Below are 13,570 nucleotides of genomic sequence, written 5' to 3' on the forward strand. Positions count from 1 at the left end.
GATACGGCATGTACAGGAATCACTTCGGCTTACGCGAGCTGCCTTTCGGCATCACACCTGATACCAGTTATTATTTTGCCGCGCCAGCCTCCCAGGAAGCGCTGAATACGCTCATGGTCGCCGCCAAAAACGGCGAGGGTTTCATCAAAATCACCGGTGAGGTCGGTACTGGCAAGACGCTGTTGTGCCGCAAGTTCATGGCGAGTCTGGGCAGCGAATTCGTCACGGCGTACATTCCCAATCCGATGCTTGAGCCGCGTACGCTGATGCTCGCCTTGGCAGAGGAGTTGGGGTTGACGCCGGAAAAGGGGATTGAGCAGCATCATTTGCTCAAGTCGATCAATCAGCGCCTGCTGGATCTGGCGCGTGCAGGCAAGCGGGTCTTGCTATGCCTGGACGAAGCGCAGGCCATGCCGCTGGAGACACTCGAGGCATTGCGTCTGTTGACCAATCTTGAAACAGAAAAGCGCAAGCTGCTGCAAATCGTGCTGTTTGGCCAGCCAGAACTGAATCGCAAGCTACAACTGGAGTCGATCAGGCAACTGGCTCAGCGCATCACTTTTCATTATCACCTCGGACCGATGTCACGCGACGATCTTGAATTCTATCTGTCGCATCGTCTCAATGTGGCCGGTTATCCGGGCAATCGCCTGTTCGCCCGAGACGCCGTCAAGGCCTTGCATGGCGCCAGTGGCGGCGTGCCACGCCTGGCCAACATACTTGCGCATAAAACCCTTATGCTGGCGTATGGCGAGGGTCGTCAGCAAGTGCGCGCATCACACGTGAGGGCGGCCGCCCGAGATACGATTTTCGTCAGGCGCGGTGCGCTGCGCTGGGCGGGTTTTGCGGTGCCGGCCTTGATTTTCGTAGCGGGTTTGCTTTGGATGTATGCAAGATGAGTCTGATTAATCAAATGCTGCAGGAACTTGATGCCCGCGGCGCGCCGGCGGCGTTGGGTGGCGTAATGCAAGGCCAGATCCGGGTCGTGCCGCAGCGGCGCGGAATTCATCCAGCATGGTGGCTGGCATTGGCGCTTGCCAGCATTCTGCTTGCCATCGGTCTCTGGATATGGTTTGCGGGAGCTGTGCCAGTGGCATCGACGGCCCGCAGTGCCGCAGCGGCATTGCCACTGAAGATAGAAATGGATTTGAGTCGCCTGCCGTCGTCAACCATGGCAATGCCGCCTGCAATGGCGGCCGAGCCTGCCGCGGAGCCTTTGAAGTCCCCTATCGAGCCAGTTGCAGCGGTACCTGAAGCGGCCCTGGCTGCACCAGCGGCTGCGCCCGTAGCGCCGCCGCAAGTGGCGATAAATGCGCCCAATAGTGGCAATGCGCGACCGGCCGCAAGTCAGCCAGACGGCACACGGCTGGCACTGCCAGTGACGCCCGCCGTATCGCAGCCTGTAGCACCTGTCCCACAGGCTGCGCCCGCATTGACTTCGGCTGTGTCGCCGAAGCCTTCGCCGGAAGTCGTGATTGCCAAGCAGGTGCGTGAATTGACGCCGCAGCAAAACGCCGAAAACGACTACCGCAAGGCATCGAATCTGATCCAGCAAGGCCGGACGAGCGAGGCACTCGCTGGCCTTGAGCAGGCGCTGCGGCTGGATGCCCGCCATGCCGGCGCGCGCCAGACCCTGGTGGCTTTGCTGATCGAGTCGCGGCGCCAGGACGAGGCGCTGCGCATCCTGCGCGAGGGTCTGCAACTGGATGCCGGCCAGACCGGGCTGGCGATGATCCTGGCGCGACTCCAGCTGGAACGCGGAGAGCTAAGGCCGGCATTGTCCACGCTGCAGCGTTCACTGCCGCATGCAGCCGAACGCGCCGAGTATCAGGCCTTCCTTGCTGCCTTGCTGCAGCGTGATGGCCGTCATCGTGAAGCAATCGAGCATTATGCGGTTGCTTTGCGCAAGTCGCCGGAAAACGGCTTGTGGTGGATGGGGCAGGCGATTTCGCTGCAGGCCGAAAGCCGCAATCCGGAAGCGATTGCCGCTTACAACCGGGCAAAGGCGGGAAATGGCCTGACCGCGGAATTACGGGCATTCGTGGACGAGAAATTAAACAGTTTGTAACATTGGTTGTAAATTAAATACACAATGTAGCCCAACAAGCGATGTGAAACGGAGTTCTCCCTGTTGATGAGGCATTATTACGGTAATACGCCTATCGTAGCCGGAATCCGGATTTTCGTTGCCAAATCATCGCCTTAGGTCAGAAGACTTAATGTAAGTGATCAGGCTCTCGAACAAATAATTAATAAAACACCGCTGAATGAGCTTTAGGGACAATCTGATCATGCGCGATCACCGAATGCCAGTATTACGCACGATTGCGCTCGTGGTGATTGCGGCATGGGGCAGCGCTGGATATGCGGCTGGCCTTGGGCCGATCCGGGTCCAATCCGCGCTCGGCCATCCCTTGCGCGCCAGCGTCCCTGTCTTTGGTGCGGAAACGCCGTATTTGACCGCATCCTGCATCACAGCCAGGCTTGAACATCCGGATGGCATCCTGATCACGCTGGTTCAGGCCACAGTCGGATCCGGCAGCGAGGCCTCGAGCATCCGCTTGAGCACGCGTCAACCGGTCAATGAACCAGCGGTCATACTCAACCTTTCCGTGGCTTGCGGTGCGGCCGTTCAGCGCAATTACCAGTTGCTGCTGGATCCGGTCGTAACCTTGCCACAGCTGGCGCAAGCGCCTCAAGCTGCTCCGGCAATTGCACCCTCCCGCCGGAATGCGAATGGCGAGCAAGCCATGCTGGCTCCCGCAGAGGGCGGCGGGCAAGCGACAGATGTGCCACGCCGCGCTGTGCAGCGCAAGGTGCCGGGCAAGGCGGACGCTGCGCCGGCCTCCGAGGCGGCACCGATGCGAAGCGGGCGCAAGGTCGATTCTGTGCGTCAGGACGCCAGAAAAGTGGTGCGCAGCGTGCTGAAGCTTTCCAGCGATGATGTCGGCATTGATGGCGCTCCTGTTTTTGCACCGGGATTGAAGCTTTCCGACACCCTGTCTGAATCGCGCGATACAGGCGACGCGCAAAAGGCTGCCGAGCTCAAGGCTGCCTACGCGCGCTTTGCCATGGTGATGCGCGGGGAAGATCCGGTCACAGCCGGGGAAAAGCAGCTTCTGGACGCCCAGGCAAGGCTGCGGGAGCTCGAGCAGCAGGTGGCAAAACTAAAGGTACAGGGCGAGCAGCAGCATCTGGCGGACAAGGCGGCTTTGGCCAGCCTGGAGCGAAATACGGTGTCATCCGGATGGGCAGCGATTCTGGGCGTGCTGCTGGCAGCGGCGCTGGCAGCGCTCGGCTGGTTGTATTTGCGCCAGCGGAAGAGCGCTCGCCGGCAGGATGGGGCTTTCTGGGATACCTCAGGCACTGGCCCGGCAACCGAGCTGGACGAATGGGGCAATACACTTGGCGTCGACGAGACATTTGCCGCTGCCGCTCCGGCCAGTTCCGCGCGGGGCGACTCCGAGCCGTCCGACTGGGAGCAAGGCATGCCCCTTGACGATACGCTGGCCGTTGATTGGGCATCCCGCCAAGCGCACCGGCAGGAGCCGGTGTTGCAGACCTTGAAAGTGGCAAGGGCAAGACGGCAACAGGAGCACTTGGAAAACGACTTTTCAGTCACCGAATTACCGGCAATTGCCGAATTCCCGGAAGTTTCCGCCTCGCCAGGAGCACCTGACATGCCCCCGGCGACGCCGATGCCGGCAAGCCGGGCGCCGGATGACAGCCAGAGTTTCGAGACAGTCCGGAAGGCCGCCAATAAACGCAATAGCGCAGTGCAGCCGATGAAGGTCGAGGAAATCTCCGACCTCATGCAGGAAGCGGAATTCTGGATGCTGCTGAACGATCCCGAACATGCCATTGAGATCCTGGCAACATACTCCGGTGTTGATCGGCCGGTTTCTCCCGTGCCATGGATCTATCTGCTGGATCTGTACCGGGTAACCGGGCAACAGGAAAATTACCAGTCACTGGCAGCCCGTATCAAGTCTGTATTCAATACCAATGCGCCCGCCTGGAACAATGAAGATGGGGCGGGGGCGCTGCGCAGCCTGCGCGACTATCCGCATGTGGTCGAGAAGATCGAAGAGTTGTGGGAAGGCGCAGGCATCGTTCCCTACCTGGAAAGCTTGTTGCTGGACGAGCGTGAGGGTGCCCGGACCGGCTTTGACCTCGCAGTCTACCGTGAAGTCATTCACCTGATCGGCGTGGCGCGCGACCCCGAGACACCCCGGAAGCGCGAACAATTGAGCTTCGATGATCCGCAACCGCGCCTGATCAGCCAGACCGTCAGCATGCCCAAGATTAAAACGGACATGAGCGTGCCATCGATCGCCGACGAGGAAGCCGATTTTTTCGACAGGGCCACCTCGCAACAGGCTACTTCCCGCCAGGTTATCTCGAAGCCGGCAATCCCTAAAGCCGCCGCCGTGACGCCTGCGCCAGTCAAGGCGCAAGAAGCAATTCCCCAAGACCTGCAGGTTGCACTGGAAATGCCGCAGCCGTCCGCCCCTGCGCGCCAGGCAAGCGGCGGCAATATTGAGCCCGAAATCGTGCGGAACGGCCAGGAAGTTGCCGAGGATGCTCTCGCGAAAGACTCCCGGCCTGACAGCGCCCCAGCCGACGCTCCGGTCAATGCAGCTGATGACGATGCTGAGCGCACAGCCGACATGGCAAGAAAGCTGGATCTGGTCGAGGCTTACCAGGAAATTGGCGAAAACGTCGGCGCACGTGTATTGCTGGAAGAAGTGATCCAGGGAGGCACGCCGCTGCAGATAGAAAAAGCCAAGGCAATGCTGAAGCGCCTGTTGAAGGAAATCGACTGGCAGTAAGCCGTCGCGTTTCAAGGCAAGCCTTGTCCGCGCACGCTACAGGGCGGCTGCCGGCCCCCACAGCTGCTGCATGGTAAAACGCATCGAGGCCTGTTCTTCCGTGAGAACGTCGCGGATCGCATAGAGCTGCTTTTCCGTATCGCGCCTGAAAGCTTGCGCCAGAGGTGCGCCGCGCGGGCCGATCAGCGCATGGACCTTCGGGGTGGTGGTGCTGGGGCCGCGGCCCGTGACCACGCCGATTTCACCGTTCTGCAGGCGCACTAAGGTCCCCGTCGGATAAATGCCCAGTTCACGGATGAAAGCCGATGCCACGGCTGGGTCGATATTGTTTTTGTCCGCCAGCAGAATATCGCGCAGGGCGGCATTCGGCAGCAGCGACTTGCGGTAATTGCGCGTCGATACGCGCGCGCAGTAACGGTCCGCCAGTGAAATGAGCTTGGCGTTGGCAGGGATGTCGGCGCCGTGCTTGCCGTGCGGATAGCCGCTGCCATCCTCGTTTTCGTGGTGGTGCAATACCCAGGATAGCCAGTCTTGCTGTGCCACGCCGGCATGTTGCAGCATGCGCGCACTTTCTTGCGGATGCTCCTGGATTGTTTTCGATTCTTCCGCGCTCAGTGGCGCGGCAGAGTGCTGCAGGGTTTCCTGCAGGCGCAGCATTCCGACGTTCATGGTCAGGGCCGCTGCCGTGACCAGCGTGATCTCGTCGGCTGGTTTGTGCAGGGAACTTGCCACCAGCAGCGCGACGATGGCCGTATCGATGCTGTGCCGCACCGGGTAAATGCCGCATTGCTGGTTCAGCAGGATACTCGCCAGGGCGATATCCGGCTCGCTTGCGGCAGCACGTATCAGCACGTTGGCTGCTTCCAGCAATTTTGCCTCGGCGCCGGTTTCGTTGGGGAGATTGACCAGCAGGGCTTCCAGTCGCCGGTTTACCTGGTTGATCATGCGCAGGGCCGAAGGCGTTTCGGCGGCTTGCGCACATGCTGCGCGCTTTCCATCGCCGGACTCCCCCAGCGCGTCAATGAACAGGCCGCGCTCGACCAGTGTTTCGAGTTGCCGTGCGTGCACGAGCATGTGCCCCTTGCCCAGCAAAAGGTGGCCGGTCGAATCGTAGACGTCCCATTGCAAGGGTGCGCCAATGATCAGGTCGGTCATGTTGATGCGGCGTTTACCCATATCTTCTCCGGAAAATAACCGGATGTCGCCGCCACCGCTTTTAAGCGTTGTCGTATTGGGTGGCGTGCCTGCCTTGCTGGCGATTCATGCGCCCGGCTGTGCAGACGTCATCGGTAAGCCCATTAAATGCGCTCAATGATCAGTATGTCAATCAAGCCGGACGCCGTTTTACAGTCTTTTACATCGCAGCGCAGAATTACAACGTTGCCAGGCGCCCAAGCGCCGCGCGCAAGGTCTCTTCCTTCTTGGCGAAACAGAAACGCACAATCCCGGAATCACGCGGCGCCTGGTAAAACGCCGATACCGGAATCGCCGCAACGCCGATTTCCGCAGTCAGCCACTGCGCGAATTCGTTTTCGCTCAAACTGGAAATGGCCGAGTAGTCGACGCACTGGAAGTAGGTGCCATCGGCTGGCAGGAGCCGGAAACGGGTGTTTTGCAAGCCATCGCGGAACAGGTCGCGCTTGCGCTGGTAGAACGCCGGCAGTTGCAGGCAGGGCGCGGGATCGGCCATGTAGGTGGCAAGCCCATGCTGCGCCGGGGTGTTGACGGTGAAGACATTGAACTGGTGGACCTTGCGGAATTCCGCCGTCAGCGCATCCGGCGCCGCGACATAGCCGACCTTCCAGCCAGTGACGTGATAAGTCTTGCCGAAGCTGGAAACGATAAAGGCACGCCGCGCCAGCTCTGGATGGCGGCACAGCGATTCGTGCCGTACGCCATCGTAGACCATGTGCTCATAGACTTCGTCGGACAGGATCAGGATGTCGGTGCCCTGCACGATGGCCGCCAGCGCATCCAGGTCGCCGGCGCGCAGGATGGAGCCCGTCGGGTTATGCGGCGTGTTTACCATGATCAGCCGGGTTTTGCCAGTGACGGCAGCAGCCACCCGGTCCCAGGGGACCTGATAGCCGCTTGCGCCCAAAACCATCTGTACCGTTACCGCGCTGCCGCCTGCCAGTTCGATTGCCGGCACGTAGCTGTCATAGGCAGGCTCGATCACGATCACTTCGTCGCCCGGATGGACGCAGCACAGGATTGCGGTCAGCAAGGCCTGGGTGGCGCCTGCAGTGACCGTGATTTCATTGCCGGCATCGTAGCTGCGCCCGTACAGAGCCTCGATCTTGGCGGCAATTGCGCTCCGCAAGGCGGGCACGCCGGGCATGGGCGGGTACTGGTTCAGGCCGCTGCGCATGGCAGCTGCAACTGCTTCCACCAGCGCCGGGTCGCAGTCAAAATCGGGGAACCCCTGTCCGAGGTTGACGGCGCCTTTTTCGGCGGCCAGCGCGGACATGACGCTGAAGATGGTGGTGCCGACCTTGGGCAGGCGCGAGACGATGCGGGGTTGGGGCACTGCGGCAGATGTTGTGCTCATGGCGATGGGGCGGGCGACAGGGTTTGATGGCATCCCGGATGGGATATTTCTGCCATTTTAGCGGTTTGTCCGCCAGACGCCAGCGCCTTGATCAAGCCGCCAGCGGCCAGGCTTCCGGCGGGACGATGCGAAACATGCCGGCCCTGGCGTTCTTCCTGGCCAGCTTGAGCAGCGCCTTGTCCTTGGTGATGAGGGTGTCGGCGCGGGCGTCACGCGCCAGTTCCAGGAATTTCTGGTCATCCGGGTCGCGGCAAACCGGCAGGCGGACATCCGCCTGCGGCACCAGTTCCTCATCAGGCAAAAGGCGGATCAGCGCATCGAATGCCGCTTCGCAGCGCATCCTGCCGGCTTCGTCCAGGCGCAGGTGGGCATAGCCCAGCACGATCTGCCACTCGCGCCGGCAATCCGCGCGCGTCACTGCCTGTATGCTGCCATCCTGCAGGGCCGCCAGCAGGATTTGCCAGCGCGGATCATGGAATACGAACAGATCCAGGCAAACATTGGTATCGAGAACGACGCGATTCGGTATCATTGCGGGGTTTGATTCCATAAATATTGATTCCATGTTGATTGTCCTATCGCCCGCAAAGTCGCTCGATTACGAAACGCCGGTCGTCACTGATAGCCATACACTGCCTGCCTTCATTCCAGAAGCTGCCAGGCTGATTGAATGCTTGCGCGAATTCTCGCCGGCGCAAATCGCCAGCCTGATGAAGATTTCCGACCCGCTGGCTTCGCTCAATCACGGCCGTTATGCAAGCTGGTCGTCGCGTTTCACCCGCAAGAATTCGCGCCAGGCCGTGCTCGCCTTCAATGGCGACGTCTACGAAGGCCTGGATGCGCCAACGCTTGCGCCGGCCGCGCTGGACTATGTGCAGGCGCATGTCCGTATTTTATCCGGCTTGTACGGCGTGCTGCGGCCGCTCGACCTGATGCAGCCCTATCGCCTTGAAATGGGCACGAAGCTGGCGACTGCCGCCGGCCGTGACCTGTATGCCTACTGGGGCGAGCAGGTGAGCGAAAACCTGAACGCGGTGCTGGCCGAGCGTCGCAGCGAAGCCCTGGTCAACCTGGCATCCGAAGAGTATTTCAAGTCCGTCAAACCGAAGCTGTTGTCCGCGCCGGTGGTTACCCCGGTATTCGAGGAATGGAAAGACGGCCGCTACAAGATCATTTCCTTCTACGCCAAGCGGGCGCGTGGCCTCATGGCGCGCTATGCCGCGCAAAACCGCATTGTCCGCGCACGCGACCTGCAGTCTTTCGACAGCGATGGCTACCGGTTCGATGCCAAGGCGTCAAACGAAAATACCTGGGTGTTTCGCCGCCGGCAAGCTGCCTGAGTCCCCCCAAAAAAAAGCCCCGCCATGCGGAAGGGCGGGGCTGTTCCGGGAGGCCGGGCCTTTAGAACAGGTTCCACCAGGAGCCCGTCTTGGGTTTGCCGCCACGGAAGTAGACACTGTTGGGATAGTTCATTTTCAGGACGCGTTCGGCATCGTCGCGCAAGGCATCCAGGCCGAGCGCATCATAGGAGCGCGCCATGACGAAGAGCGCTTCCTCGACTGCCGGGGTTTCCGGATAGTTCTTTACGGAAAGCTGGGCGCGGTTGGCGGCGGCAAGGTAGGCGCCGCGGCGATAGTAGTAGTTGGCCACATGGACTTCATAGGCGGACATCGCATTGACGAGGTAACGCATGCGGTCGCGCGCATCGGGGGAATATTTACTGTCAGGGAAACGATCGGTCAGTTGCTTGAACGAGTCGAACGCTTCGCGCGCGGCCTTGGGGTCGCGTTCTGTCGGATCCTGGCGGGACAGGAAGTTGAACAGGCTCAGCTTGTCGTTAAAATTGATCAGGCCGCGCAGATAGTAGATGTAATCGACGTGGGGGTGGTTCGGATGCAGCTTGATGAAGCGTTCCACCGCCGCCAGCGCCTGTGCCTGTTCGCCCTGGCGGAAATAAACGTAGGCCGTGTCCATTTGCGCCTGTTGCGCATATGTGCCAAAAGGATAACGGGATTCCAGCTTCTCCAGGGTGCGGATGGCGTTGTCGTAGTTCCCGGCAGCGATTTCCGACTGCGCCTCCGAGTATAATCGGCCGGCAGACCAGTCCTTGGTTTCGTCGATCTGGTCCGGCAGTAGGCTGCAGGCCGACACCAGCATTGCAAGGGCAAGGGTGGCCGCATTCAGGAATTTTCTTGGCATGTGTATTTGCTACAAATTGGACAATAGGCGGATTATAGCCGATGGGATTTACCGTGAGATTACCAGTAGTGCCCGAAGTGGCCGAAATTTTGCACGATGACGAACTTGAGGACGTGCGCGACGAGGCGGAAGCGGCCGCGCCGATCGAGTTGCGCCTGGGTACCGAGGCCGGGGGAGATCGCCTGGACAAGGTCTTGTCGAAGTTGTTGCCGCAATATTCGCGCAGCCGCCTGCAGCAATGGATCGAGTCCGGCCACGTCAGCCTCGACGGCCAGCCCGCCCGCACGAAAACGACGGTGCTGGGCGACGAGACCGTCATCGTTTATCCGCAGCCGGCCGCGGAAGACCAGGCATTCAAGCCGGAGGCAATGGCATTGCACATCGTGCACGAGGATGACGCCATCCTGGTGCTGGACAAGCCCGCCGGCCTGGTGGTGCATCCGGCCGCCGGCAACTGGTCTGGCACCTTGCTGAATGGCTTGCTGCATCACTTGCCGTCGCTGGCCGGGGTGCCGCGCGCCGGCATCGTGCACCGCCTGGACAAGGAAACCAGCGGCCTGATGGTGGTTGCAAAAACCCTGGAAGCGCATACCGACCTGGTGCGGCAGTTGCAGGCCCGCAGCGTCAAGCGCGAATACCTGGCGCTGGTGTGGGGTACGCCGGTGGCGCGCGGCAAGGTTGAAGCCGCCATCGGCCGGCATGCGCGTGACCGGCTGAAGATGGCGGTGAGCGAAAGCCCCAGCGCCAAGCCGGCGCTGACCCACTTTGAGCGCGTGACCACCGGAGCGCTCGACGGCCGCGCCGTCAGCCTGTTGCGCTGCCACCTGGAAACCGGGCGCACCCACCAGATTCGCGTCCACATGCAATCGCTCGGTTTTTCGCTGGTGGGCGATCCTCTCTACGGCAAGGCGCACCTGGCGCCTTACTTTCCGCGCCAGGCGCTGCAGGCCTGCCGGCTTGGCCTGGTGCATCCGCAAACCGGCGCCGCATGCGAATGGAGCGTGCCGCTGGCCGCCGATTTCGCAGAATTGCTGGCGCGTGCCGGCATACCCGCGCCGGCATGAGCGCCGCCCCCGGTCCTTTTGTGCTGGTGCCGCAATGGCATGGTGCGCCTGCCAGCGTCAGCGCACTTTCCACCCTGCGCAGCGGCGGCGTCAGCCGGGGGGGGTATGACGATGGCGCCGGCGGCGGCGGCCTGAATCTGGGCGTTCACGTCGGTGACGACTCGGAGGCGGTGGCGCAAAACCGTGCGAGGCTGCGTGCTCTGCTGCCTGCCGACCCGGCCTGGTTGACGCAGGTGCACGGCAGCGCCGTGCTCGATGCCGCACAGGTGCGCGGTGCCCCCGAGGCTGATGCCAGCATCGCGATCGGGACAGGCGCGGTTTGCGTGATCCAGACGGCTGACTGCTTGCCGGTCTTGTTCTGCGACACCACGGGCAGGGTAGTGGGGGCAGCGCACGCCGGCTGGCGCGGCCTGGCCTCTGGCGTATTGGAAAACACGGTGTCGGCGATGCGCGCGGCAGGTGCGTCCGAGATCCTGGCCTGGCTGGGGCCGGCAATCGGGCCTGCCAGCTTTGAAGTGGGCGAGGACGTCCGGCAGGCATTCCTGGATGGCGCCAGTGACGCCCATGCTGCATTCTTGCCGAATATCAATAACTCTGGAAAATATTTCGCCGATATTTATGCTCTCGCCCGGCTGATCTTGCATCGGCAGGGCGTGGAGCGGATTTCCGGCGGCGGCTTTTGCACAATGACGGATGCTGCGCGGTTCTACTCTTTCCGGCGTGACCGAATCACCGGGCGCATGGCGTCGCTGGTCTGGCTGAATGACTAGCAACTGAATGTGGCAATACCCCGGCGAACATGCCTGTGTGCTAGTGGTCCGGCGGAGGAGGGGGTTCTTCTGATGTAGCGGTCTTTAATGCACTTTGTTCGCGCTGGCGACGACGCCGGCGTTGCGGTGTTGCCATCAGATATAAAATAATTGCCAAAGGCAACACGCAGTAAAGCAAAAAGGTCATAATGCCTGCAACCACCGTGTGTTCGGTGATCGACATCATCAGCACAACGTAAATCCAGGCAATCGCAACAATCAGTAGCATAAGCAAGTCCGCAAGCAATCAATTCGACAGGTTTTCCACGATACCGCAAATCGACACAGCTGACAGCCATGATCAATCTTCCCCCGCAAATGCATCCGACCATGTGGATGACCCAGATCGCCGATCCCGGCGCCTTTCAGGATTTGTTCAAGGCAGCCCAGCCGGGCTTCGATGCCTTTGCCCTCAAGGTCGGTGACGCTGAAGTCAAGCTCGACCCGAAGGTGGTGGCCCAGTTGCAGGGTGATTACCTGAAACAGTTCACCTCGCTCTGGCAGCAACTGGCGTCGGACGAGACCCTGGCGCTGCAGGATAACCGTTTCGCCTCGCAAGAATGGCAAGCCAATAAACTGCATGCGTTTACCGCGGCGGCCTACCTGCTCAATGCCCGTTTCCTGCAATCGATGGCCGATGCTGTGGAAGCTCCCAACAAGGTCAAGCAGCGCATTCAGTTTGCTGTCCAGCAAACTATCGATGCCATGTCGCCGGCCAATTTCTTTGCCACGAACCCTGAGGCCCATAAAAAGATCCTCGAAACCAAGGGCGAGAGCCTGACCAAGGGCATCAGCCATTTATTGGCCGACATGCGCAAAGGGCGCATTTCGCAAAGCGATGAATCGGCGTTTGAGGTGGGCAAAAACCTGGCGATTACCGAAGGCGCCGTGGTGTTCGAAAACGCCATGTTCCAGCTGATCCAGTACCGTCCGCAAACCGCGACGGTATTCCAGAAGCCGCTGCTGCTGGTGCCGCCCTGCATCAACAAATACTATATTCTCGACCTGCAACCGCAAAACTCGGTGGTACGCCATCTGGTGGAGCTGGGGCATACCGTGTACCTTGTGTCCTGGCGCAATCCGGATGCTTCGATGGCGAAAACCACCTGGGACGATTATGTCCAGGATGGCGTGATCGAAGCGATTCACACCGTGCAGGAAATCTCCGGCCAGAAACAGATCAATGCCTTTGGCTTCTGCGTCGGCGGCACCCTGATTTCCAGCGCGCTGGCCGTCATGTATGCGCGCGGCGAAAAGCCGATTGCCAGCCTGACCCTGCTGACCGCGCTGCTCGATTTCAGCGACACCGGCGTGCTCGATGTCTTTATCGACGAAGGGCACGTGCGCATGCGCGAACAAACCCTCGGCCGCGGCGGCCTGATGAAGGGCAGCGACATGGCCTCGGCTTTCTCCATCCTGCGCCCGAACGACCTGATCTGGAATTACGTCAAGGCCAACTACCTGAAAGGCGAAGCGCCGCCGCCGTTCGATCTCCTCTACTGGAATGCAGACAGCACCAACATGGCCGGGCCCATGTATGCCTGGTACCTGCGCAACATGTACCTGGAAAACAAGCTCAAGGACCCTGGTGCATTGACTATTTGCGGCGAGCAGGTGGACCTTGGCGCCATCGACGCACCGACGTTCATCTATGGCTCGCGCGAAGACCATATCGTTCCCTGGACTTCGGCATTTGCATCGATGCGCCTGCTGAACCCCAAGAAACCAGGGCGGAACCGTTTCGTGCTGGGCGCTTCGGGCCATATCGCCGGCGTCATCAACCCGCCGGTCAAAAAGAAGCGCAACTACTGGGTTAGCGATGCCGCTGTGACCGATGCCGATGCCTGGCTGGCGTCCGCCACCGAAAAGCCTGGCAGCTGGTGGAATGAGTGGGCGGACTTTCTTGCCGAACATGCGGGCAAAAAAATCAAGGCGCCTGCCGAATACGGTAATGACAAGTACGTGCCGCTCGAACCGGCACCCGGGCGTTACGTCAAGGCCAAGGCCTGAGCGTACGCGGCATCGTTTTGGATGCCTCGTCCCTGCGCCGCAACAATTGGCGTACAATTTTGTCATAATTGCGTAAATATTTGTTTTAACGCAATATAATGCGTA

At 60.7% G+C, this 13,570-nt stretch carries 12 protein-coding genes; 7 read left to right on the plus strand and 5 right to left on the minus strand.

Annotation, left to right across the window (positions count from 1 at the left end; translation table 11 throughout):
• The first annotated feature begins 8 nt into the window (after positions 1-8).
• The 3 genes from EKL02_RS08870 to EKL02_RS08880 all read left to right on the plus strand — a co-directional run bounded on the left by EKL02_RS08870 (position 9) and on the right by EKL02_RS08880 (position 4,832).
• On the plus strand, positions 9-899 hold the full coding sequence (locus EKL02_RS08870; RefSeq protein WP_128901707.1) for an AAA family ATPase: 891 nt from the start codon (positions 9-11) through the stop codon (positions 897-899).
• A complete protein-coding gene (locus tag EKL02_RS08875; protein ID WP_128901708.1) occupies positions 896-2,068 on the plus strand; it encodes a tetratricopeptide repeat protein in 1,173 nt (390 codons plus the stop codon). The genes EKL02_RS08870 and EKL02_RS08875 overlap by 4 nt, the downstream gene beginning before the upstream one ends.
• Before the next feature lie 238 nt (positions 2,069-2,306).
• Complete coding sequence (locus tag EKL02_RS08880; RefSeq protein ID WP_164931991.1) at positions 2,307-4,832, plus strand: FimV/HubP family polar landmark protein; 2,526 nt, start codon at positions 2,307-2,309, stop codon at positions 4,830-4,832.
• Positions 4,833-4,868: 36 nt separating this feature from the next.
• On the opposite strand, the gene EKL02_RS08885 is transcribed toward EKL02_RS08880, so the two are convergent.
• From EKL02_RS08885 to EKL02_RS08895, 3 genes are all read right to left on the minus strand, one after another.
• The gene (locus EKL02_RS08885; protein ID WP_128901710.1) at positions 4,869-6,008 is read right to left on the minus strand and encodes an HD domain-containing phosphohydrolase; all 1,140 of its coding nucleotides are present in this window, start codon (positions 6,006-6,008) and stop codon (positions 4,869-4,871) included.
• Positions 6,009-6,204: 196 nt separating this feature from the next.
• Positions 6,205-7,383 (minus strand): pyridoxal phosphate-dependent aminotransferase, encoded by a 1,179-nt coding sequence (locus EKL02_RS08890; RefSeq protein ID WP_206732475.1) that lies wholly within the window; start codon positions 7,381-7,383, stop codon positions 6,205-6,207.
• Positions 7,384-7,474: 91 nt separating this feature from the next.
• Positions 7,475-7,915, minus strand: a complete 441-nt coding sequence (locus tag EKL02_RS08895; RefSeq protein ID WP_128901711.1) for a putative toxin-antitoxin system toxin component, PIN family — start codon at positions 7,913-7,915, stop codon at positions 7,475-7,477.
• A gap of 31 nt (positions 7,916-7,946) precedes the next feature.
• Between EKL02_RS08895 and yaaA the strand changes: the two genes are divergently transcribed.
• Positions 7,947-8,723, plus strand: a complete 777-nt coding sequence (gene yaaA, locus EKL02_RS08900) for a peroxide stress protein YaaA (protein WP_128901712.1) — start codon at positions 7,947-7,949, stop codon at positions 8,721-8,723.
• Positions 8,724-8,784: 61 nt separating this feature from the next.
• Here yaaA and EKL02_RS08905 read toward each other — a convergent pair whose 3' ends face one another.
• Entirely contained in the window at positions 8,785-9,582 is a 798-nt protein-coding gene (locus EKL02_RS08905; protein WP_128901713.1) for an outer membrane protein assembly factor BamD, read from the minus strand.
• 113 nt (positions 9,583-9,695) lie between these two features.
• Between EKL02_RS08905 and EKL02_RS08910 the strand changes: the two genes are divergently transcribed.
• Together EKL02_RS08910 and pgeF are read left to right on the plus strand one after the other, a co-directional pair.
• Positions 9,696-10,646: an RluA family pseudouridine synthase gene (locus tag EKL02_RS08910; RefSeq protein WP_241687857.1), complete on the plus strand. Its 951-nt coding sequence runs from the start codon at positions 9,696-9,698 to the stop codon at positions 10,644-10,646.
• Entirely contained in the window at positions 10,643-11,416 is a 774-nt protein-coding gene (gene pgeF / locus EKL02_RS08915) for a peptidoglycan editing factor PgeF (RefSeq protein ID WP_128901715.1), read from the plus strand. The genes EKL02_RS08910 and pgeF overlap by 4 nt, the downstream gene beginning before the upstream one ends.
• Before the next feature lie 40 nt (positions 11,417-11,456).
• Here pgeF and EKL02_RS08920 read toward each other — a convergent pair whose 3' ends face one another.
• Positions 11,457-11,684, minus strand: coding sequence for a hypothetical protein (locus EKL02_RS08920; RefSeq protein WP_128901716.1), 228 nt, complete (start codon positions 11,682-11,684; stop codon positions 11,457-11,459).
• A gap of 68 nt (positions 11,685-11,752) precedes the next feature.
• Here EKL02_RS08920 and phaC point away from each other — a divergent pair, with 68 nt between their 5' ends.
• A complete protein-coding gene (gene phaC / locus EKL02_RS08925) occupies positions 11,753-13,465 on the plus strand; it encodes a class I poly(R)-hydroxyalkanoic acid synthase (RefSeq protein WP_241687842.1) in 1,713 nt (570 codons plus the stop codon).
• Positions 13,466-13,570: the final 105 nt, after the last annotated feature.

This window comes from Janthinobacterium sp. 17J80-10 (assembly GCF_004114795.1).
Taxonomy (GTDB): Bacteria; Pseudomonadota; Gammaproteobacteria; order Burkholderiales; family Burkholderiaceae_D; genus Paucimonas.